Annotated in this window: 24 protein-coding genes; 18 read left to right on the top strand and 6 right to left on the bottom strand. The window is 34.6% G+C overall.

Annotated elements, in window-relative coordinates; all coding sequences use genetic code 11:
* Nucleotides 1–373 precede the first annotated feature (373 nt).
* From F9279_RS16890 to F9279_RS26285, 6 genes are all read left to right on the top strand, one after another.
* Nucleotides 374–1,015 carry a nitrite reductase gene (locus F9279_RS16890; RefSeq protein WP_152115159.1) on the top strand — a complete coding sequence of 214 codons (642 nt, stop codon included), beginning with the start codon at nucleotides 374–376 and terminating at the stop codon, nucleotides 1,013–1,015.
* Nucleotides 1,016–1,085: 70 nt separating this feature from the next.
* Nucleotides 1,086–1,430 carry a metal-sensitive transcriptional regulator gene (locus tag F9279_RS16885; RefSeq protein WP_152115157.1) on the top strand — a complete coding sequence of 115 codons (345 nt, stop codon included), beginning with the start codon at nucleotides 1,086–1,088 and terminating at the stop codon, nucleotides 1,428–1,430.
* Between the two features lie 14 nt (nucleotides 1,431–1,444).
* The gene (gene copZ, locus F9279_RS16880) at nucleotides 1,445–1,651 is read left to right on the top strand and encodes a copper chaperone CopZ (protein WP_152115155.1); all 207 of its coding nucleotides are present in this window, start codon (nucleotides 1,445–1,447) and stop codon (nucleotides 1,649–1,651) included.
* A gap of 281 nt (nucleotides 1,652–1,932) precedes the next feature.
* A complete protein-coding gene (locus F9279_RS16875) occupies nucleotides 1,933–4,311 on the top strand; it encodes a heavy metal translocating P-type ATPase (RefSeq protein ID WP_413463221.1) in 2,379 nt (792 codons plus the stop codon).
* Nucleotides 4,312–4,335: 24 nt separating this feature from the next.
* Complete coding sequence (locus F9279_RS25985) at nucleotides 4,336–4,467, top strand: hypothetical protein (RefSeq protein WP_264298259.1); 132 nt, start codon at nucleotides 4,336–4,338, stop codon at nucleotides 4,465–4,467.
* A 117-nt stretch (nucleotides 4,468–4,584) separates the two neighbouring features.
* Nucleotides 4,585–4,818 (top strand): glutaredoxin family protein, encoded by a 234-nt coding sequence (locus F9279_RS26285; protein WP_152115177.1) that lies wholly within the window; start codon nucleotides 4,585–4,587, stop codon nucleotides 4,816–4,818.
* A gap of 396 nt (nucleotides 4,819–5,214) precedes the next feature.
* Here the strand turns inward: F9279_RS26285 and F9279_RS16865 are convergent, their stop codons facing one another.
* From F9279_RS16865 to F9279_RS16845, 5 genes are all read right to left on the bottom strand, one after another.
* Complete coding sequence (locus F9279_RS16865) at nucleotides 5,215–6,612, bottom strand: hypothetical protein (protein ID WP_226793653.1); 1,398 nt, start codon at nucleotides 6,610–6,612, stop codon at nucleotides 5,215–5,217.
* 264 nt (nucleotides 6,613–6,876) lie between these two features.
* A complete protein-coding gene (locus tag F9279_RS16860; RefSeq protein WP_094768402.1) occupies nucleotides 6,877–7,458 on the bottom strand; it encodes a hypothetical protein in 582 nt (193 codons plus the stop codon).
* Nucleotides 7,459–7,660: 202 nt separating this feature from the next.
* A complete protein-coding gene (locus F9279_RS16855) occupies nucleotides 7,661–7,873 on the bottom strand; it encodes a hypothetical protein (RefSeq protein ID WP_094768401.1) in 213 nt (70 codons plus the stop codon).
* Nucleotides 7,874–8,152: 279 nt separating this feature from the next.
* Nucleotides 8,153–8,704, bottom strand: coding sequence for a hypothetical protein (locus F9279_RS16850; RefSeq protein WP_094768400.1), 552 nt, complete (start codon nucleotides 8,702–8,704; stop codon nucleotides 8,153–8,155).
* 356 nt (nucleotides 8,705–9,060) lie between these two features.
* Nucleotides 9,061–9,273 (bottom strand): hypothetical protein, encoded by a 213-nt coding sequence (locus F9279_RS16845; RefSeq protein ID WP_094768399.1) that lies wholly within the window; start codon nucleotides 9,271–9,273, stop codon nucleotides 9,061–9,063.
* Nucleotides 9,274–9,587: 314 nt separating this feature from the next.
* Here F9279_RS16845 and F9279_RS16840 point away from each other — a divergent pair, with 314 nt between their 5' ends.
* Nucleotides 9,588–11,516, top strand: a complete 1,929-nt coding sequence (locus F9279_RS16840; protein WP_152115146.1) for a hypothetical protein — start codon at nucleotides 9,588–9,590, stop codon at nucleotides 11,514–11,516.
* A 497-nt stretch (nucleotides 11,517–12,013) separates the two neighbouring features.
* Here F9279_RS16840 and F9279_RS16835 read toward each other — a convergent pair whose 3' ends face one another.
* The gene (locus tag F9279_RS16835) at nucleotides 12,014–12,382 is read right to left on the bottom strand and encodes a helix-turn-helix domain-containing protein (protein ID WP_094768397.1); all 369 of its coding nucleotides are present in this window, start codon (nucleotides 12,380–12,382) and stop codon (nucleotides 12,014–12,016) included.
* A gap of 123 nt (nucleotides 12,383–12,505) precedes the next feature.
* Between F9279_RS16835 and F9279_RS16830 the strand changes: the two genes are divergently transcribed.
* From F9279_RS16830 to F9279_RS16780, 11 genes are all read left to right on the top strand, one after another.
* Complete coding sequence (locus F9279_RS16830) at nucleotides 12,506–12,802, top strand: hypothetical protein (protein WP_094768396.1); 297 nt, start codon at nucleotides 12,506–12,508, stop codon at nucleotides 12,800–12,802.
* 14 nt (nucleotides 12,803–12,816) lie between these two features.
* Entirely contained in the window at nucleotides 12,817–13,062 is a 246-nt protein-coding gene (locus F9279_RS16825; protein ID WP_094768395.1) for a hypothetical protein, read from the top strand.
* Between the two features lie 90 nt (nucleotides 13,063–13,152).
* Nucleotides 13,153–13,449, top strand: a complete 297-nt coding sequence (locus F9279_RS16820; protein ID WP_152115144.1) for a hypothetical protein — start codon at nucleotides 13,153–13,155, stop codon at nucleotides 13,447–13,449.
* Nucleotides 13,450–13,700: 251 nt separating this feature from the next.
* Nucleotides 13,701–15,224, top strand: a complete 1,524-nt coding sequence (locus F9279_RS16815; RefSeq protein WP_226793650.1) for a hypothetical protein — start codon at nucleotides 13,701–13,703, stop codon at nucleotides 15,222–15,224.
* A gap of 13 nt (nucleotides 15,225–15,237) precedes the next feature.
* A complete protein-coding gene (locus tag F9279_RS16810; protein ID WP_094768392.1) occupies nucleotides 15,238–15,498 on the top strand; it encodes a hypothetical protein in 261 nt (86 codons plus the stop codon).
* A 31-nt stretch (nucleotides 15,499–15,529) separates the two neighbouring features.
* Nucleotides 15,530–15,691 (top strand): hypothetical protein, encoded by a 162-nt coding sequence (locus F9279_RS25275; protein ID WP_170939494.1) that lies wholly within the window; start codon nucleotides 15,530–15,532, stop codon nucleotides 15,689–15,691.
* 451 nt (nucleotides 15,692–16,142) lie between these two features.
* A complete protein-coding gene (locus F9279_RS16800; RefSeq protein WP_152115140.1) occupies nucleotides 16,143–16,682 on the top strand; it encodes a recombinase family protein in 540 nt (179 codons plus the stop codon).
* 900 nt (nucleotides 16,683–17,582) lie between these two features.
* Nucleotides 17,583–17,882 (top strand): hypothetical protein, encoded by a 300-nt coding sequence (locus F9279_RS16795; protein ID WP_152115138.1) that lies wholly within the window; start codon nucleotides 17,583–17,585, stop codon nucleotides 17,880–17,882.
* Between the two features lie 104 nt (nucleotides 17,883–17,986).
* Nucleotides 17,987–18,664, top strand: a complete 678-nt coding sequence (locus F9279_RS16790; protein ID WP_226793647.1) for a class I SAM-dependent methyltransferase — start codon at nucleotides 17,987–17,989, stop codon at nucleotides 18,662–18,664.
* Nucleotides 18,665–18,726: 62 nt separating this feature from the next.
* A complete protein-coding gene (locus tag F9279_RS16785) occupies nucleotides 18,727–20,340 on the top strand; it encodes an ATP-dependent nuclease (protein WP_152115134.1) in 1,614 nt (537 codons plus the stop codon).
* Nucleotides 20,327–21,463, top strand: coding sequence for a UvrD-helicase domain-containing protein (locus F9279_RS16780; protein WP_226793644.1), 1,137 nt, complete (start codon nucleotides 20,327–20,329; stop codon nucleotides 21,461–21,463). Before F9279_RS16785 ends, F9279_RS16780 begins: the two co-directional genes overlap by 14 nt.
* Nucleotides 21,464–21,626: the final 163 nt, after the last annotated feature.

Here is a 21,626-nt window from a genome sequence, read left to right as displayed (position 1 = left end):
TACCTTTAAAAAAACCAATGCCCGACATTTTGAGGGAAATCTTGTCCTGAACCTCTATATTTTTTTGAATGTATATAGAAAGATTATCTACTTCATATGTAGTATAGCGATGCGTGTCCTTTGGTTTTTTGGGAACAGCAATTAGGTCCTGTACCCCTACAGCGCAGCATCATTGTAGCTCAACGGTATTAACTGTTAAATGTTTTCCTTTGGTTTCAATCCAGCTTTTTGCTTTTTCATCCAGTTCAAAAATCATATCCTCACTCCAAAATTTTTGAAATTTGTTGAGCAACTATTATCAACATAGAAAGAGTAGATTGAAATGTCAAAAAACTAAAAGCTAAAAGCTAAATACTATAAGGGGGGCTTTATTGTGAATCAAAAAGAAAAAACAATAAAAATAGCTGTTAATGGTGGTATTGACTTTGGATCAAAATTAAATTCAAAACAATTGATTACTATCGCTAAATATTTGGATGAGGAAGATAGTTTAGAGCTAACTACCTTTCAGCAATTATATATTGAAATACCTGAAGAGAAAAAGGACGAAATCATTGAAGAATTCACGCATGTAGGTTTATTTTGCTACCCGGTGGGAAACTATGTGAAAAGTTTGAGAACATGTAACTTTTGCAAGGGAGAAGAAGAGGAAGGGATGCCGGTTGCTAAAGAATTAAACAGGCGCATTGCTGGGAAACCAGTTCCCTTTACATTAAGGGTAGCATATACCGGCTGCCCAGTAGGATGCGGAGAGCCATTGTTAAGTGACATTGGGGTTATGAAAATCAAAGAGCATTACAATCTTTATGTTGGCGGCAAGGCAAAGGGAAAAGATGCAGAGGTTGGTTTCTTACTGCTAGAAGACCTAGCTCCAAATCAATTATATAAAGCTGTTGAACACTTGATTGAACTGTATTCTCGCAATGGAAAAAGAAGAGAACAGTTTCATAAATTTATCCGAAGAATAGATGAGAAAGCGTTATTAGATGAGCTTGCGATGATAAAGAATGGTTAAAAAATATACTGTGTAAAACTTTACATACTGTACGGGGGTATCATATAATAATCGTGAAGGAGGCGAGGCGATGTCGTTAGATATAAATAATGAAGAAACAATGGCTGATGATTGTTGTTCAATTGAACACAGCGACAGAAAGAGCCACCATTCTGATAAAGTTAAGAAGAACCTTGTAACTCGTTTAAATCGAATTGAGGGTCAGGTACGTGGCATCAAAGGCCTTATTGAAAGAGATACTTACTGTGATGATGTAATTACCCAAATAGCAGCAACGCAATCAGCATTAAACAGCGTTGCTAAGATATTACTTGAAGGACACATGAAAAACTGTGTGTTGGAAAGAATTCAAGAGGGAGATCTTGAGGTTCTTGACGAGGTTCTTGTGACTGTACAAAAGTTAATGAAAAAGTGACGGAGGGTTAAGGAATGGAAAATGTAACTTTAAATGTTAAAGGTATGTCTTGTGGACATTGTGTAAAAGCAATTGAAGGAAGTGTAGGAGAGATAAAGGGTGTTGATAAGGTAGCTGTTGATCTTGAAAATGGTAAAGTAAATGTGCAATTTGATTCTGCCTCTGTGTCATTAGAGAAAATCAAAGAAACCATTGATGATCAAGGATATGACGTAGAGTAATAATAGAATTAAAAAAACAGAACCTGTCTTTTATTAAGCGAGTTCTGTTTTTTTAAATGGTATACCTTTTATTAAAAGGACAAAATATGTAAGAAAAGGTGTTTACATAGCATGGAAATGCAATGAATTCTCCCCCAAAAAGAAAAATCATCATTGACATATAGGGTGGGGGGGTATAGTATTAAGTTGTAAGTAAGATTAATATTATTAAGCCTTTTATAGAAGGAGTGATCAAAGTGAGCAGTGCATCTTTAAAGGAGGCTCAAATCCCTATTTCGGGAATGACATGTGCAGCCTGTGCGACTCGCATTGAAAAGGGACTAAATAAAGTTCAAGGTGTAAAAAGTGCTACCGTTAACTTAGCCTTAGAAAAAGCAACAGTTAGGTATAATCCAGAGGTTACAAAAATGGATGCTTTCGAGCAAAAAATAAATGACCTTGGATACGGAGTCGTCAAAGAAAAAATTGAGTTCGACTTAGTGGGAATGACATGTGCAGCCTGTGCAACCCGCATTGAAAAAGGGTTAAATAAACTTGAGGGTGTTGAGAATGCAACGGTCAATTTAGCACTTGAATCAGCAACAGTTGAATACAACCCTTCAGAGGTTTCTATCCAAGACATGATTGAGAAAGTTCACAAAATCGGATACGAAGCTAAATTAAAGCAAGATCAACAAGAGACAGCCGATTTCCGGGAACAGGAGCTAGAAAAACAAAAAGGGAAATTTCTGTTTTCGTTAATTCTTTCCTTGCCGTTATTGTGGTCTATGGTTGGGCATTTTGAATTTACTTCTTTTATCTATGTACCTGAAATGTTTATGAATCCTTGGGTCCAAATGGCACTAGCCACACCAGTCCAGTTTATTATCGGAAGGCAGTTTTACGTGGGAGCTTATAAGGCCCTTCGGAATAAAAGTGCCAATATGGACGTATTAGTGGCACTAGGAACCTCTGCTGCCTACTTCTATAGTGTATACCAAGCAATTGAATCTATCGGGTCTAATGTGCATATGGTAGAGCTGTATTTTGAAACTAGTGCCATTCTCATCACCCTGATAATTTTAGGGAAATTATTTGAAGCGAGGGCAAAAGGCCGGTCTTCAGAGGCCATTAAAAAATTAATGGGACTGCAAGCAAAGACTGCTACTGTTTTAAGGGATGGAAATGAAACTGAAATTCCACTTGAAGAAGTAGCCGTCGGAGATATAGTCTACATCAAACCGGGTGAAAAAGTGCCGGTTGACGGGGAAATAGTGGAAGGTCGTTCCGCAATGGATGAATCAATGCTAACAGGTGAAAGTGTTCCTGTCAGCAAGTCTGTTGGAGATACCGTCATTGGAGCTACCCTAAATAAAAATGGTTTCTTAAAAGTAAGGGCCACAAAAGTAGGAAGAGACACTGCACTAGCCCAAATCATCAAAGTAGTGGAAGAAGCTCAAGGTTCAAAAGCACCGATTCAACGGGTGGCGGATAGAATTTCGGGTATTTTCGTACCAATCGTGGTTGGGATTGCAGTTATCACTTTCTTAATCTGGTATCTATGGGTAAGTCCCGGTGAATTTGCCGAAGCGCTTGAGAAACTAATTGCCGTTCTAGTTATTGCATGTCCTTGTGCATTGGGACTCGCTACGCCAACTTCAATTATGGCAGGATCTGGACGGGCAGCCGAATATGGAGTCTTATTTAAGGGCGGAGAACATCTTGAAGCAACACACCGTATTACAACCGTAGTTTTAGATAAAACAGGTACTGTAACACATGGGAAACCGATATTAACGGATGTAGTCATTGAAGGAAATGTGGATGAAGAAACATTCCTTGCGCTTGTCGGTTCGGCGGAAAAACAATCCGAGCATCCACTTGCGGAAGCAATCGTTCAAGGCGGTAAGGCAAGAAATATATCTTTGATGGATGTACAGGAATTTGAAGCAATACCCGGACACGGAATAAAGGCAACCGTGGATGGTCATGAACTATTGGTTGGTACAAGAAGATTAATGAATAAGAATGATATTACTATTGAGTCAGCAATCAACAAAATGGAAACTTTTGAGGATAACGGAAAAACAGCGATGCTTGTTGCGATTGATCGAAAGTTCGCGGGAATCGTTGCTGTAGCTGATACTGTAAAAGAAACATCGAAAGAAGCGATTAAACGTTTGAAAGATGCAGGGCTTGAAGTGATCATGATGACAGGCGATAACAAGCGTACTGCTGAAGCAATTGCGAATGAAGTCGGAATCGACAGGGCGATTGCAGAAGTCCTTCCTGAAGGAAAAGCTGAGGAAGTGAAAAAGCTGCAGGAACAAGGGAAACGGGTAGCGATGGTTGGTGATGGCATCAATGATGCACCAGCACTGGCAATGGCCGATATCGGTATGGCGATTGGTACTGGTACAGATGTTGCGATGGAGGCAGCAGATATCACTCTGATGAGAGGGGATCTGAACAGCATAGCCGATGCTATCTTAATGAGTAAGAAAACGATTCGCAATATTAAACAAAACCTTTTCTGGGCATTGGCCTATAATTCTCTCGGCATCCCAATAGCGGCAGCAGGGTTCCTTGCTCCGTGGTTGGCTGGGGCTGCAATGGCATTTAGTTCTGTTTCTGTAGTGTTGAATGCCCTTCGCTTACAACGGGTAAAACTAAATGACTAAATTTGCTGAAAGGAAGATTTCCCAATGAAAAAGTGGGCAATAGCTGCAATCGCCTATTTGTTGGTTGTTATGGCAGGATATATCATCTACGATCAATTAATTGCGGATCCAGATGTTAAGAGCGGAAATCATACTGAAAACCATACTGATTTATAATTTGCCAAGGTATCACATGCCATCAACTTTATCTTAATATTCACATCCTTAGCAAATTAAGAGAGGAATGATGAGATGAAAAAAGTAACACTGACTATGTATTCCAGACCAACCTGACTGGATTGCAAAGCAGCGAAAGAGTTTCTTTCGAATAAAGGATTTCATTATAAAGAAATTAATTTAGCAAACGAGCCTGAAAAGGAACAAGAGCTTATTGGGATAACCGGTACTCGAATAGTCCCTGCTTTCATATTTGAGAGAAAGCGATTGTTCAGAACTAAAAAAACAATATTAATCGGCTTTGAACAAAATCAGGAACAAATTGAGCATATTGTTTATTCAAATCTATGACAGAAACTAGAAGAAGGAAGCACATCCTTCTTCTTTTTTTATAATGTTAATGGATTATACCCTAGTGGAAATCGATCTTCTGGTTTAATACGGTTGTATTTGCTATGAAAAGTTGTTGTTGTTCTGGAGTAGGCGGTCCAATTAGGGCAGCTTCTTTCGAACAACTGGCAATGTTTTTTGTTAATCCATATTGGAGTTAGCAATAAAGTAAGTCGGTACACCGAAAAGGAACACTTTTGCGGAAAAAACAGAATTACGTCTTTAAATTAAAGCTTAAAGGGGCGAGATAAGTCTGGTACACCAAAAAGGAACACTTTTATTGAATCAAGAACTTATTTCAACAGTTATTAATGTTAGTCATGCCAATATGTCTTAAAGCCAGTTACTCTGTTCAATTCAGAACAACTGGCTTACATAAACAATTTTTTTGTCAGCATCGTAGAGACGAAGTTGCCCTTCAGATAATTCATCTAAAGCAACGAATAGGATATTGTCCGTATCCATTCCGTTATTATCAACTTTTTCTTTTGTTATCTTATTGGCGTTTACTTTCTTTGTCTTCCGAAGAACATCGTTAAAAAGTTCTTCTTTCGTTTCGTACATTGCTAGTATCTTTGCATTGTATTTGAATCTGCCATCAGCGGTAGGGATTGTGTAATATGCTAAGATCTCCATGTCTTTTACGTTACCCTCTCTGATAAATATAGGGACAAAATATTGTTCATATTTATTGTCTTGTTCTTGGAAGAACCTACATAAAACATCTGGTACATAGTTTAAACCGTTTATTGAAATGTTATTAGATTTATAATCACTCATACGAACAAGTCTTGCCCTAGTGTTTTTCCAATTGGGTCTCAGACCAGCCTCGATTAAAGAACTAACTATAACTCTATATTTCTGTATGATGTCTAATTCTTTATTTCCAAGTAATTCTTTATAGATGGCCTGTACTAAGGCGTTCAATCTTTTCATTCCTGTAACACAAACATCTATGTCCCAATCCTTGTAGTGATTCATATGAGCGATATCGTGTTTTAAGTTCGCAATACGTGTGTTTTTATTTGAGTGAATGTTAGTAGTTTTCACTACATCACTATCATCCATTAACGCGAAAATTACTTTATGTTTATGCTCTGGATCATTTTTAGCCAACTCTTCGTAACGATACAATTTGCCTTCAATTGATTTAACATCGTGTTTTTCAATGATGGTATTGGCATGGTCCCGCTTCGTTTTGATTTTTTCGCTACCACTATCCACCTCAACATAGATGAATGTGTCCTTCACTTTAAAAATCCAATCTGGAGTTAATCCCGTCTTATCGCCAAGCTGCTCTTTAATATGAGTGAAGTCCTGCGGCACAAATGATTGAACTATCCCTGATTTTTTGTACTTCTCCATAAAATCTGGATTGTACTTAGCTAACGATTTTAAAGGAGGAATAAAATCATTGTCGAAGTTTTGCTTCTTAAAGATTATCATAGGTTGCTCTAGTTCATCATTTTTATCTTCTTCTCCAAACGGAATGACATATTTGCCTCCATCAGCAATATAGAACGGATCTAAATGACTGACATTTTTTAAGAATTCGATGACACATTGTTTAATGGCAAGAGTATGGTCTAAATTGCTTTTTGCTTGGTATTTGAGTTTTTCATTCTCTTTTAAGTAACCCAGCTTTTTTAGAATGGATTGACCAGAATTGGTCAATTCAATAATTCCCATCTCATATCCGTTTTTCATTTTTACTTTTCTTTTGTTTATGATATTTGCGTTGTTCCAACGACTCATTTTTCTTCGGAAAGCAGCTTCACTTATAGGCTTTAACAGAGAGTAAAACTCATGGAATTGAGGTTGCGATAAGATACTCTGTTCGTTCAAGAAAAGCAGCGCATAGATATCCTTGCTTTCTAATTGAATACGGCGTTTTTTTGATTTCGATAAATAATAGTATATTTTCATTTTCTTTTCTCCTGTTAGTTTTTTTAAAGGAAAAAAGCACTTTCTCCAAGAAGAAAAGGTGCCTTTAGGTTTTCCTTACTTTATTTGAAATTGCTAAGACATTAGCAATAGCTTGTTATACTGCTTCAAAAATTCGTAAAAAGTCTCATTATTCATATCCTTAATAATTTCTACTTCATGATTCCCCCATTGCCTATTTCCTTTACGTTTACTAAGCTCACTAAGGATTACTGAAGTATTGGTGGGTTTTTCACTTTCAATGATTTCTTCAAGTGAATAGGTTTTGGTAAAAACATCTATATTCCATACGACATGTACATTTGTGAAATTGTTTTTTGCCTTTTCAATTTCATTATGGTCACCTAAATATATTTTGTGGCTTACCTCGGTTTCAGCTTCGAAAAGATCGACAATATGATTAAGTGAATACTTATTGATAAATCCAAGTCCACAAAAGCAGTACAAGCCTTCTCCTTTCCAAGAAATATTTAAGGAAACATTTTGATCATTATCTTCGTTCTCGTCATCAATGTAATTCTCATTTATCAAAAATTGCATAGCTTGTTCTTCTAAATCCTCGAATCTAGTTACATAAAAGTTTCCTTGATAATTCTCCTCATTAACAAGCTTTAACTCTTCGTAAAGCGCTTCATAATCGTTTTTATTTAATATCACATAGATTCCCCCAGTAAATTTTAACCAAAAATAAAAACCCCATAATGAGGCTTAAACGCAATAGTATGTGCGTTTAAACTCAATAATGGGGTTTTCCCTTATTCCGATTTAAATGTATTTAAATTACACGTAAACAACGATTTTATGAATGGTTAAATAACATATCACTTAAAGGAAATTATTAAATGTCTTTAGAAAAGTTTTATTTTCCTCTGCCGGAGAACCATCTATTCCAAAGTTCTTGAAAAAGTGTATTTCTCTTAATCATGACAACATATCCGATTGCAAGCATAGCAATAGCGACAGGCTGAACAGGGAGTCCAACGAGAATGTTAACAACAATTATATATGTTAGAGCCACAGTAAAACAGATACCTAGTATGTTGGCGTAAAGCATTAGTTTGTTGAAGTCCATGAGCTGTCCTCCCTTAAATAAATTTCTAAATATCACCATATTTTGATTATAATTCAATAACTTCCCCAGTTACAATTTAATATAGGTTATTTGAAAGCGAATGGTTGTATAGACCTTTATTTCGTATTAAATAGGTAGTTCTCTGCCTATATAGTCGGCATTTAAAGGGAGCGCCCATATAGTACATAAACCATTGATAAATCTGGTTTTAAAGAAGGAGATAATATACGCGTTGAACGGACCCCTCTAACGGGTATACTTCAACGTGCATAGTTACACTTATTTCAAATCATTTTGATATAAATCTAAAAAAACTTCCAGTGCTTTGTTCACGATAAATCTTTTTTCAAGTCCACTTCTATTAGCAAAATCATCTAGTCGTTGCATAACAGGGTCAGGAATGGGGACATTTAACTGTTTGGCGGCAATATCTTTATTTTTATAATTGGCGTGTTCAAATAGTAGTCTGCCAAACATTTTATATTTATTTTCATCATCTTCATTCTCAGAACTCCGGTTGATATATTCATCTGCAATAACCTTGAGAGCATTGATTTGCTCTTCCGAAAATGACGGGTTATCAAAGTTTTTTTCTATTACTAGTTTCTTTTCTTGACGAATGTCCCAAAAATTATGGTCTAATATAGATTGATCAATGTTGGTAAAATCCCACTTTTTGGTCGATTTATCAGCTCCAACAATCCTTAAACGACTATAAATAGCAGATCCTGAAGATAAGTTAAACATTGCTCCAATTTCTTGATCCGTCTTCCCGTCTTTTATGAGTGAAATAACTTCTCTCAAGGATGCTTTCTTAATGTCTTTGTCCATCTTTATTTCCTCCTTTCATTTAAAGGTAAAAACATTTTAGCTTGAACTTTATCCAATTCGAATAGAAAAATAAAAAAATATGTACGTAATACTTAATTCTTATTGGTTTTTTCTTTTAATGGAGTTAAATCAAATAGAAGTTAATTTTTTCTAATGGATCTGATTAAGTTTTTGCTAAATTTCATTTAACTTAAAGTAGACTTTAATGAAATTTAAATGAATGGCGTGACAATGAGCATTTTTTCTATATCCAACATCTATTTATTCATTTACATCTATAAACAACCCACAAATAAAAAAAGAGCAGCTTTTAATTAAACTACTCACATAGGGGCTACTGACCAAAATTAAGTTTTTTAATCTTTAGTAGGTGAAACCAGTAACTGAAGTCCATTGTTTAATCCATAGTCCCACATCTTGACATACGGGTAGGTACCTTCTGGCAAGATGAATAGTCTTTCTTCTAATGGTATAATCGCTTCTTTATTATCGACACTGCAGCCATGTTTATATGTAGCTGGATGTATAGTAACTATTCTGCCAGTATCGTTATAGAACTTGAATCTCATTGTATTGCTCCTTTAATTTTATTCTGGGAAATACCGTACTATTTAAATTTTACAATATTATTAATTAAATCTAGAAAATATTAAACATTTTTTTTGAAAAGGGGTTCGAATATCAAAAACAATAATTATAATATTTTAAGATTTTAGCTTGAAATTAACAAAGTACAAAGAAGGAGGTCCCTTATAAAAGTAAGTTTAATAATAGGTTTCTTGCTGAAAAATAAATAATAAAAAAGGGAGAACCCCAAACTTGTTTAAGAATGGCCTTATGACCATCTTTACTTGTTTGGGGTTTTTATTATGGAGGAAAAAACATGAATCAAAAAAACAAAGTTGAAATGGAAACTAAAAATCGAAAAAAATCCAGTGTAGGAAGAAGTATAGGCTTATACAATGATGTGATGGTGGGAATTGAAGATTCTCCTGCGCGTAATGAACCAGATAATATTAAGCAAAAGGATAAAAATCTCCAGTCTGATTTGTATCCAACAAGAGAAAACATTTTTAATAGTAATAATCTTCGAATCAATAAAGAAAAAAAATATTATTACGTACGAGTAAAGACAGAGGACAATACGTATAAAGAAAGTCCAATCTCAAACTTTATTGTTGTGCCACTCTATACGACTGTAAGACAAGGTGGCAAACAGGTTTATATGTTAAAAATAATCTCTAACAATCAGACAAAAGTGGTCGAATTTGATGGTGAGACATTAGCAATTCACACAGCTTTTAAAAAACATTGCATGAATAACGGGAGATTCAATTGGTATGGGAAGCAAACAAACTTAGATAGTCTGATAAACATGATTTTAACCAGCCCTATGAAAGAACTTGAGTTTATACCATATATGGGGTGGAATGAAAAGGAGGGTATCTGGATTTATCCATCACATGCGTATTATCGTGATAAGGTGGTTCTTGCCGATGAAGATGGAATTATAGCAGTAAAAGGTAAGAGTTTTAAAGTGGATGTTGATAAAGATGACGAATATAGAATACATCCACATATTGATACTACTCCATCTAAGGAGGATTTGGTCACTTACTTTAAGTGCCTTAAATTACTCTATGGCCAATATTCAAATCTAGCTTTGGGTTATATTGCTGGAACAATGAATGTAGATGCCATTGTAAAGGAAACGGATTATTTTCCGTTTCTATACCTATACGGAAAACACGGTCAAGGCAAGAGTACAGCCGTTAAAGAGTATACAAAAATGGCCGGTATTAATGTATCGTTGAACACCCCGCCATCGTTGGATAGTTTAAGAAAGGGTATGAGTCGAAAATCCTCTATGCCTTTTGTTGTAGACGAAGCTGAAAATAAGAATGACAATAGCAAGGGGATAGATTTCTTTAAGACCTGTTCAGAGTCACTTAAAAATAATGTTTATATGAGGCAGGATTTTATTAGAGGGCATAAAGATGAATCTGCTATTATTCGATTTCCTGTAAAAGCGACTTTAATGTTAAGTGGAGAAGTATTGACCAGCGTGCCATCAATTATTCAAAGATCAGTTTTATTTGATGCTTCAAAAATTAATTTTAATGAAGAGGCTATTAGAAAAGTCAAAGCTCTCAAAGAAGTACCATATTGGGTAGGACAGTATTTAATGAGAACATCTTATAGATGGAAGCATAACTTTTTACGACTTTATCATGAAATCCTTGATTATTTTAATAGTAGGGGATGGAGTAATATTCACATTCGAATTCGGTCCCATTATGCCATGGTTCTTGCATCAGCATTTGCAGCCTTTGCCCAGTTAAATGATTTGTTGGAGGATGAAATATTTTTTTCTGATCCAGAGGAAAGAAAGGAAATTTATCAATTTGTATATCAGGAGATGAAAGAAACGCAACAACTAACAATCGAAGACCATCCTGCTATGGATTTTTTGCGCAAGATTGGTTTATTGGCTAAAAAAGGTCAATTACAGAACAATAGTGATTATAAGTGTGTAAAAGAAGATGGTTCCACCTATTTATACTTGGCTCCATCTAATATTTATGAAGCTTATCAGATGTCGGAAAGAATCCCATTCTACCCATCAAGCAATAAAGTCGTTAAAGACTTACAAACTTATTCATTTTTTATTAAAAAAGTTAAACACAGAATTGGTGCTAGTAATCCTACTGCGTGGTTAATACAATTATCTGATCCGGGTAATCCTGAATCAATTAAGGATGGCATTGTTCATCCAGAGTTGCCCGATACAATGATTTACTTCTATAAATAAAATAAGGTAGAGGAAGTTCCAAATTTCGTTCCGCAATTAATGGAAAAGATGGAACGTTTAAAAGCCAGTAACATCAAGGTTTAACAGCAGGTTGTTCCAACGTTCCACCACTTTTGGGAGTATGTTGGTATATAAAATATACCTGTACGTTATACATTCTTTCCAAACAGTAAAAAATTCAGTATTTTGGAACAGAGTACTGATTTACTCATGAAAAACCTTTATGTAAAAGGAAAATCGATTAAGGATTAATGTTCCGAATGGGATATATTATTCGGAACCTGTTCGGAACATAAATAGAACGAAGCAAATTTCATCATTTTGAAAATGAAGACTAGCATTTTTAAAAATTTGAGTAAAAAAAATTAATCAGGTTTAGAGCTATAGGAAAACTAATTGAGCAAAAAGTTTAGCAGTCCAATTCATAAAAGAGTTGGACTGCATTTTTTATTTTGAGTAATCTCAAAAACCCCTAAGTATCTTAATTTTTATGGATTTTATTCTTTGCTACTGGAGAATAAAAAAGTGAATAATGCTTTTTTTTGTTCAAATGTCATCTTCGAAACTAATTCTCCGATTTTATGTTCAATTTCTTTGTTAGCATCCACGGGTTCCTCAAAATTTAAAGCCGAAGAAGTTTGGTGATATATACTGTCCCTTTCAAGCATTTGAAAAAAATGGCTCCTTGTAATTCCAAATTCATGACATATAGATTCCAACAGGGAAAACGATACCTCTTGTCTTCCTGATTCAATCTTAGATAGGGACGGCTGGGATATTTTAATTCTTTTTGCGAAGTCAACCATTGTGATATTTTTTTTCTTTCTAAGTTCCTTGATTAGTCTTCCAATTAATAAATCACTCATATTTCAGCCCTCTAAACATCATTATTAGTAATCGTATCGTTATTGAATTTTACAATCAATATATATCGTGTTATATTCTATTTAAGAATATATTCCAATAAGGAATAAAAAGGGTGGTATTTAATGATTGATGGATTTCAAAAGGTTGTGGACAGGTTAATTGAGGAAAGGCTTGAACAAATTATCACAAGTGAAGAGTACGTTATGTACTCGGAATTGCTTCATAAAGATCTAGATGAAAAGCTTGCCCAATTCGAAAAGTTTGAGGATGAAACAAAAAAAGATGAATTCATTGATGATATTAGAGCTAACATTTTTGAGCAGGTACATATCCAAACGAAATTAGCCTATCGGACTGCTTTTAATGATGCCCTTATGTTTGCCATAAACACCTTAGTAAATCCACAGAAAATGTTTTAATGGGAGGATTATCTTTGACATATTCTAAACATTTAGGATTTATTCAAGTGGACTTATATAGAATTACAAAAATACATGAGAATCCTCGTACTGATATTTATGATGAACTTTTAATGGATATAATAACCGTTCTTGCAAAGTATGAGGTTGTAACTGATAACTTTATTTTTGATTTTACTAGTAGTGAAGAATGTGACAAAAGAGATCTTTTTCACCTGTCACTAATAAAGGCAGGTATGAGAATAGAGAAGGAAAAATAACGGCTAAAAAAAGCATAATACATTTAAATAAGCTACTAATAGTGAGCGCTAGGGAGTACTAATAATAGTTAAATGGGGGAGGTTTCCGAAGTGCAGGTATATTCAGGAAAGTTGGTAATAGATTTAGCAACAATTGTTGAAGACGCAGAAGATAACATCATGAAAAATAATGCCCATGAAGCATTAACTTCAGAATTGATGGATGAACTGCGAGTGATACTGGGGGCAGCTGGATATTTGGCTGGAAGTGTAGGAGCAACTCTGGAGAAAGTGAAAGATGCTAACACGAACGATTATTCAATGATTAAGTCATATGTAAAACAATCCAAGAAAGATATACATCGAGTATATAACAAATCTAACAGAGCAACTTATAGAATTGAGTAACAGGATGCAATATAGAGAAGCTTACAGCTTTTCTATAATTCTGGAAAACAAATAAAAGGTTATCTTCCTGATGTCGAGATAACCTTTTTAATTTGGTGATATTAAAAAATTGCCATAAAGGAGAAGGGATTTCTCTTTCAATTCTATCTCAGAAGAAGGGGTGTGGTTTTTGATTGGGTACATATGTTAGCCTGTCGGTGCTTCCTTATCAGATTTCACAACAAGATTGGACAAGTGTTTACAAAGAAACAGTGAAATTACTGCAAGCTTATGATTTTGCAGATTTAGGTGAAAAAAAGTTATTTGATACTCAAATTCCTGTATATGTTAAATCCCAAGAACGCGAAGAACCTTCTGGATATTGGAAAACATGTGGGGGTTTAGGCAGTAAGAAATTTGGAGAAACTTTTAAGCTTTACTCAGATATTAAGATGTATAGGGAGGCTGCACCATCTTCTACTAATAATGAAACAGATATTTTAAGGGATGGGGAAAGCTCAGTTGTTGTTTTTGATGCTAAGACCCAAGGATACCCTTACCATCTTTACATATTAGCAATTGCTATGCTCATTGAGAGCCGCTTTCCCAAGTTTGCTAGTGTAAGTGGAGATATAGATCATTTGCAGTGTGTAAAAGCAAAACAATGGGCAGACACTCATCTCTCAGCCCCAATAAAGTTACCGATACGCGTTGATCCACAGCAGCTGCTTAACCAATTTTCTCCTGAAAGTGAACGTGAAAAAATAGAATTGATTGAAAGATGGACAATTGCAGATCAGGAAAAAATCTTGGAGCTAGTTTATAAGTACTCTGATAAAGAAACTTTCCACAAGTGGATTAAGGAAAAATTAGTTAAGTACTCTTCCCCAACACAGATTGGGGCTGTTAAGCTCTTGGTCTATTATTTGAATCTAGTTAAGGACCTAAATAGTTTGTTTTTTATGGCTTGCAAGGAGGAAGGTGGACCGAAGTACAAACCTGAAGAAATGTTAGGGGCAATTACTCTTACTTGGGTAAGTATCCCACCACAAAAATATGATTTTTTGGAAGCCTTTCGCAAAATTGAAGGTCATCCAGCCATTGTTGAAAGAACATTTGGAATGATGGTAATGGATATCAAGTTTCCGGGCCGTGAAATTAGAACCTATATCCCTTTAACCGACGTTGTGGAGAAGTTCACCTCTTGTTTTCCAGATTGGGATAAAAAAGCGAGCCTTCTATTACAAAAGGGAAATAGTAGGATAGAAGAAGAACTTCAGGAATTCTATAAGAGTATTGCTCCTATGTTGGTTCTTAATAACAAGAAGGAAAGCAAAAGCTACTATTTGGATAATGAAGATGCTTTTCTTTATTTTAATAATTATTCGGTTTTACTGTCGGAAAAGCAGGACTTCTATTTAAAAACAGTAGCATATAGCATTGAAAAGTTTTTAAGGAAAAATCCTGAGATTAAAGAACAATTGTATAGTTATGAAATTGAATCGATGAAGCTAATACTCGGAAAAATGCTTACTGAAAAGTTTCAAACGTATCTTACCAAAGATGCTTGGCTAAGGCTTGAAGGGATTCAGGAAAAAGAGTTTATTATAACGCTACTTGCAAAGCTAATACTCGATGACTTTTATAATTTAAAAGTGAAAGCAGATAGCATTAAGCTATTAAGGGGCATGTTTGAAAACAAGCTAATCACTGAAAAAATAACAGAGTATAGGAACGACCCCGGAGTAATAACATACATTCAAGAGATGATTGATAAGAAAAAGAACACTAATTAATGGAGGGATGCAAATGAAGCTTCTTATGTGCCTTGAGTGTAATGATATATTTAATCTGATCATGACTGAAAAGAGCTGTAGCTGCGGAAGAAGTAAGGGGAAATATATAAATCAGCAACTTGCCGAATATACCGGGGAATTTGCGCTGCCTCTGGGCTTTTCTAATCCATCTTTGATACAGGCAATAAAGGAGCAACCGAATGAAGGAATGGGTAAGGAGTTCACTGCTTTTGTTATCCCTAAGAACTGTGAGACTTTTTTAAAGAGGCTCTAAATCCTATTGTTTCAGGTTAGAGGTGTTATAGATGAATAAAGATAAAATTGAGTATAGATATAGCGATGATGAAATTTTAATCATTGCAATTGAGTTTGCTAAAAAAGGGATTCCAATGAAAGCAATTCAAAAGAAGTTTATTTTATCAGATGATGATATAGATTTGATTGAATTCATTATTAACGAATTCTAAATTGCTAACAAGTAGAGAAATATTTAACTGGAACTTAAAATAAAAGATAAACGTAATTACGCAGTAGGATGTAGGTGTTCTCCCATGTCAATTTCTTTATATGCTAGCCTCATAGAAGAGATAATCGAGAAAGGTGAAGTAAAGATATCCTTAACAGACTGTGATGCTCAATTTTATCTTGAAGATGTTTTAAATGAGAGGGGAATTCAGTATAAAAAAATTGTTCCCTTGAGAAACAGAAATAAGGCAATCAAATTCATCCTATATAAAATCCAATTAAGTTTAAAATAGGCTATTGCAAAAAAATAACTGTGGTGTTACTATCTTAATAACTTAATAAACGAAAAAGGGAAAACCCCAACTAATAAATGTACGAAGCTCATTATTCGTATGTTTATTCGTTGGGGTTTTTTGTCTTTTATTAAGAAAAAATGAAAAGAGAGTGATATTTTTGACAAGTATTGAGGATATTTTGGTTCGTGGGATTAATGAAGGGAATGCAGATTCTCTATTAAATCTAATTCATGAGAAGGAAAGAGAATATATGGCTAAAAGAACAGCCCGTGGTTTGAAAAGGGCAAGGGAACAAGGGAAAGTGATTCTTGGGAGAGTCCCATATGGTTATCGATGTGAAAATGGGAAATTATTAATCCAACAAGAAGAAAGTGAAGTAGTTATGAAAATCTTCAACTATCTTAAAATAGGTAAATCTTATACAGATGTTTCTGTTTTGCTCAATAAAGAAGGATATTTTTACAAAAATGATCTGCCGTGGAATCCGGTTAGAATAAGATGGATTGCAAAATCACGCATTTATATTGGAGAACTTTATTATAACAAGACCAGTACTAATTATAAAAATGGAACCGCAAGTACTGTTAAAAATCCACCTAATGAGTGGGCCAAGATCACAGTACCTGCAATTATACCGCTTGAATTATTTGAAAGTGTTCAATTTAATATAGCGGTCTTATGGAGTAAGAAAAAATAATTATTTACAATCAACGAAAAAGAAAAATAATTCAAAAATTATGAAGTACCAAAAAAGGGCCAATTGGTCCTTTTGTTTTTAGGTAAACCGTTAAATAACAAAGAAAGAACAAGCTACGGAAAAATGGGAGTGTGGTTCAAAATGAACTATAAGGAAGAGAAGGCAATAATTGAAAAGAAGGCCGTTCAATTATACGTTATGGAAGGCATGAGCGGTGAAAAAGTGGTAATGAATTAGGCATTAGTTCTACTGAGGTTTTTAGGATTCTGGAGCGGCATAATATTAAGAGAAGACAGCGAAAAGCGGTAGTTGCTCAGAGAATAAATGAAATGTATAGGAAGGGTATTTGTATAGACGATATTAGTAAGCATTTTGGGCTTCAGATTAGAACAATTGAAATTATCCTTTCGCAGCTGAATATACGATAGTTTATTAATAGTTCTATCTTCACATCTGTTTAAATTATGTCGGATTAAAAAGTATTCTTGCTACACATGAAGTGTAATCGTTAATTTACAAATTTAATTTCGTGTTTTGCAATAAATGAGCTTTCAAGCTCAGTATAATATTTATTTTCAATTTAAGGGGAACTATTGCCCTAATGTTTCTATATGAGGTATCGCTGTGCGTTCTTGATAAGGGAAAACTTTTATCCTAAAGGAGCCTAATACTCCTAAAAAGTTCTTTCTAATGGATAGATAGACTCTAAATGAATTAAGGAGGATTGAGGAAATTATGGAAAAGTATATACCTAAGAATAAGTATGTTTTGTTTATTCTTTAGATAGTTACTCTAAAGGCGGATTTCGTTTTGGCTCATAGGCTCCTTTTGAGTGTAAATTTATTTAGGAATATTTTGTATAATATAAGAAGGGAGTAAACTTAAATTGGGGGTTATTTAGTGAGTTGGGAAGAAATGTACCGAAGGGAATATCCGTGTAAGTGTGGAAAAAGCACTTATACTGAAATTGGAGAGATGGACGACTGGAATAGACACCGAGAGTATAAGATAATGAACTGCTCCGAATGCGCAAGACAAGAACAAATTGAGGCAGAAAAAAAGAAGGAAAAGCAGATTGAAAATGAGAAACGTCTTAGGGAGCTTGCTGCGGATATTATGGCCTCTTTTGAAAACAATTATATGGATGAATGGGTTACTATTTTCCAATCAATTAGAGTAAAAAAGATGCTTGGCAATTAGCTTGTAGGATGGGTGTTGAAAATAAAAGCCTTTCTTCCTTTTACCAGTTCTGTAGGGGCATGTCAATTAGAGAATATGCAAGGATTCTTGTTTCAATTAGAAATATGGAAAAGATTATGGCTACGTTACATATTCAAGATAATATTCTAAGCTCAAAAGGTAAAAGAAGCAAGAGAGTTAATGGAGTCAGCCGTTGTAGTGGGAATACATTGAATGAATTTCAAAGTGGAGTGATGGATGTGAACCTCAATCCCTTTTATGATGAGCTAGAAGTAGCTATGAAGGAGTCTTTGCCCCTCATACCGGAGGGAGGAAATGTTCTTGATATTGGCTGCGGTAAAGGGTGGCTTACAAGGCTCTTATATAATAATTTGAATGGAAATGTTACAGTTATGGATATGGTTAATCTAACTTCTAATTACTTCCTAAACTCTTACTCTTTTATTACCTGCCACAATGTTTTAGGGTATATCTCTGATCCTGCAGAGCAACTGCATAAAATATACTCTGCTGAGGTTTATGAACGTTCGAAATCTGTAACTCTAGCACTTAAACGATATAAGGAAATGAGAATGTATGGGAGTTTGGGCGATGTTTTTGAATTTTATCATTTACCTGACTTAAAGAGAATGATTGAGGTTGCTGGCTTTTCTATTGTAAAAAGTCAGGGCCTATACCCGCTTGAAAGGTATCTACCTCAAGGGAATGCGATACTAAAGAAAATACTATTAGAATCTAATAGTGACGAATATTTCTTTCAATGGATACTGTGTAAAAAATAATAACTGCATACGAATACAGTAACTAACTGTACATAATAATACGGATTGGGGGAAGAAGAGAGATGTTATTAAAAAAAATTAAAATATTTAATTACAAGAAGTTCGAGGAATTCTCCTTAGAATTTGATAATAACTACTCAATTATGATTGGAAACAACGGTGCTGGAAAATCGACATTACTTGAAGCAATTCACTTAGCCTTAACAGGGACAATAAATGGGAAGCCAATCTTTTATGAGTTATCTCCCTACATATTTAACAGAAAAGTAGTAAACCAATTTATCGAGGCAGTAAAAGTTGATAATAAGATTACCCCTCCAGAAACAAAAATAGAATTATACTTTTCGGTTTCAGAAGATTCGGACCTTAATGAATTGATAGGTTTAGAGAATAGCGAAAATACCAATTTGCCGGGGTTCGTATTCGCTATTAAATTCAATGAGCATTATCGTGAGGAGTATCAAGAGTATATTAAGAACAAAAATTTTATACATATCCCAACTGAGTACTATACAGTTGAATGGAAAAGTTTTGCAGGAACAACGATTACTACAAGGTCAATCCCAATAAAATCTCACCTGATTGATTCAACCACGACAAGTCTCTCTGCTAGTTCTCAAAAGTATATTATGAAGATTATTTCAGATGTCTTAGATGAAAAGCAAAAGGCTAATCTGGCTGTTCTATACAGAAGTTATAAGGAGAGGTTTGGTGAAGATCCTAACATTGCTTCTATAAATGAAGTATTAAACCAGAAGAAAAATCTTATGTTAGACGATACTAGGAATTTATCGATATCGTTAGATGTGACTCAAAAGGCGACATGGGAATCCGCCATTGCTGCTTTCATGGACAATATTCCTTTCGAATATATCGGTAAAGGGGAACAGAATGTTATAAAGACTACCCTGTCTATTGGAAATAGGAAGCCTGAAAGAAACTTAATCCTTATAGAAGAACCAGAGAGTCATCTTTCCTTTTCAAACATGAGGATTTTATTAGATAAAATCATATCGGAATGTTCTGATCAACAATTGATTATTACTACCCATAGTTCATATGTGTTAAATAAGATGGCGATGGAAAATGTTATTCTGCTTGGTGAGAACAGAAGTGGAAAGTTAAATCAATTGCCAAAGGATACAAGAAGCTATTTTCATAAGCTACCGAGCTATGACACTCTGAGATTTATATTGTCTAAGAAGGTAATATTAGTCGAAGGCCCAGCAGATGATTTGATCATTCAAAAAGCCTATCATCAAAAATACAATAAACTGCCAATAGATGACGGGATAGATGTTATATCAGTAAATGGCCTTTCATTTAAAAGATTTTTAGATATAGCAAAATTGCTAAGTATAGAAACTATTGTGGTTACCGATAACGATCATGATTATGAAAAGAATATTGACAACAAATATAAGGAATACAAAGGTGGCACAATTAAGTTGTGTTTTAGCCAAAATAATGAGCTAAATACCTTAGAACCACAAGTGTTAAAATGTGATGCCAGTAATTATGAGAAGTTAAAAACAATACTTGGAAAACCTGATAAAACCGAAGAAGAATTGCTAGAGTATATGCTTAGTAACAAAACAGATTGGGCCTTAAAAGTATTCTTAAACAGCGAAATACAATTAAATTATCCGGAGTATATAAATGATGCCATCCAATAAAAGGATTATTAAAGCTGCTGCTGGTACTGGAAAGACTACATTATTAATAGGGGAAGCAGTAAAGAACTATCAAGAAGGCAAAGTTTTATACCTCACATATACCAATGCAAATCTAAACTCTATGAAATCTGACCTTATGGAGTCAGTGGGAATAATACCTACAAACATAAAATGTAAGACATGGACGGAGTTTTTGCTTAATGAATGCGCTAGGCCATATAGAAAGATTATGGGTGGACCCGAAATAGAAGGAGTTAATTTTTGTTCATTAGGAGAAATTCCGCGCTTAAAAGGTATAACAGCTACTAATTGGAGGTATTACTACGATCTGCAAGGAAGGCTTTATTATCAAAGGTTGGCTCAGTTTTGCTATGTAATTTTAGAGGCTTCTGCAAGAGCGGTTATCGATAGACTTGAAAAAATCTACTCTACAATCCTTATCGATGAGATACAAGATATGGGGGGATATGATTTAAAAATAATTGAGGCTATCTACCAATCTAACCTAAATCTTGTAGTTGTAGGAGACCATCGGCAGGCAACCTATTCAACAAACTCAAGCTCTTACCTAGGCAGATACAGCGGTGTAAATATTTTTAGTTTTTTTACCGAAGTATTAAGGCATGACAATCTTGAAAACTTAGAGGTTTGCCATCGTTGTCCACAAATAGTTTGTAATCTGGCAAACACATTGTATAGTGACCTTAACATGCGATCAGCGAAGAGTGTTGTCCATGAAGATATAGGTACATACTTGGTCAGCATGGATAATGTATCTAAGTTTATAGAACAGTATAAACCAACATTACTTTATTACAATGTGAGTTCGCTAAACAAATTTATATCTAAATTAGATGGAGATATAAATTTTAAATCAATAACTTTTGGCAAATCGAAAGGGTTAAGTTATGAAAATGTTTTAATACTTCCTACTAAAGAGATGGAAAACCATATTACCAAAGGGAAACATAAAATGTCCGATACAGTAATAGCACAGTTCTATGTAGCGATTACACGAAGTAAGAATAACGTTGCAATCCTTACGGAAAAATCCAGTGTCTTTGACTTTTTGAGGACATGGACAATTATACACCCACCGCAAGAGGTTACAAGCAATCAATAGGTATTGACTAGTAAGGCGTAGAGTGGGAAGAAATTTTAAGCATCAAGAACATGAAGGCATAAAAAAAGGCTATATGATCTTTAGATAAGAGAGCTTTCGAAAAAGCTTAAAACGATACAATTGCTGTTGTTAAAATGTTGATAGCAGAAAACCGTTGATGTAA

The organism is Bacillus sp. B1-b2, assembly GCF_009183415.1.
Taxonomy (GTDB): domain Bacteria; phylum Bacillota; class Bacilli; order Bacillales; family Cytobacillaceae; genus Niallia.
Note: the sequence above shows the minus strand (reverse complement) of the source record. Positions and strands in the feature narration are given on the sequence as shown.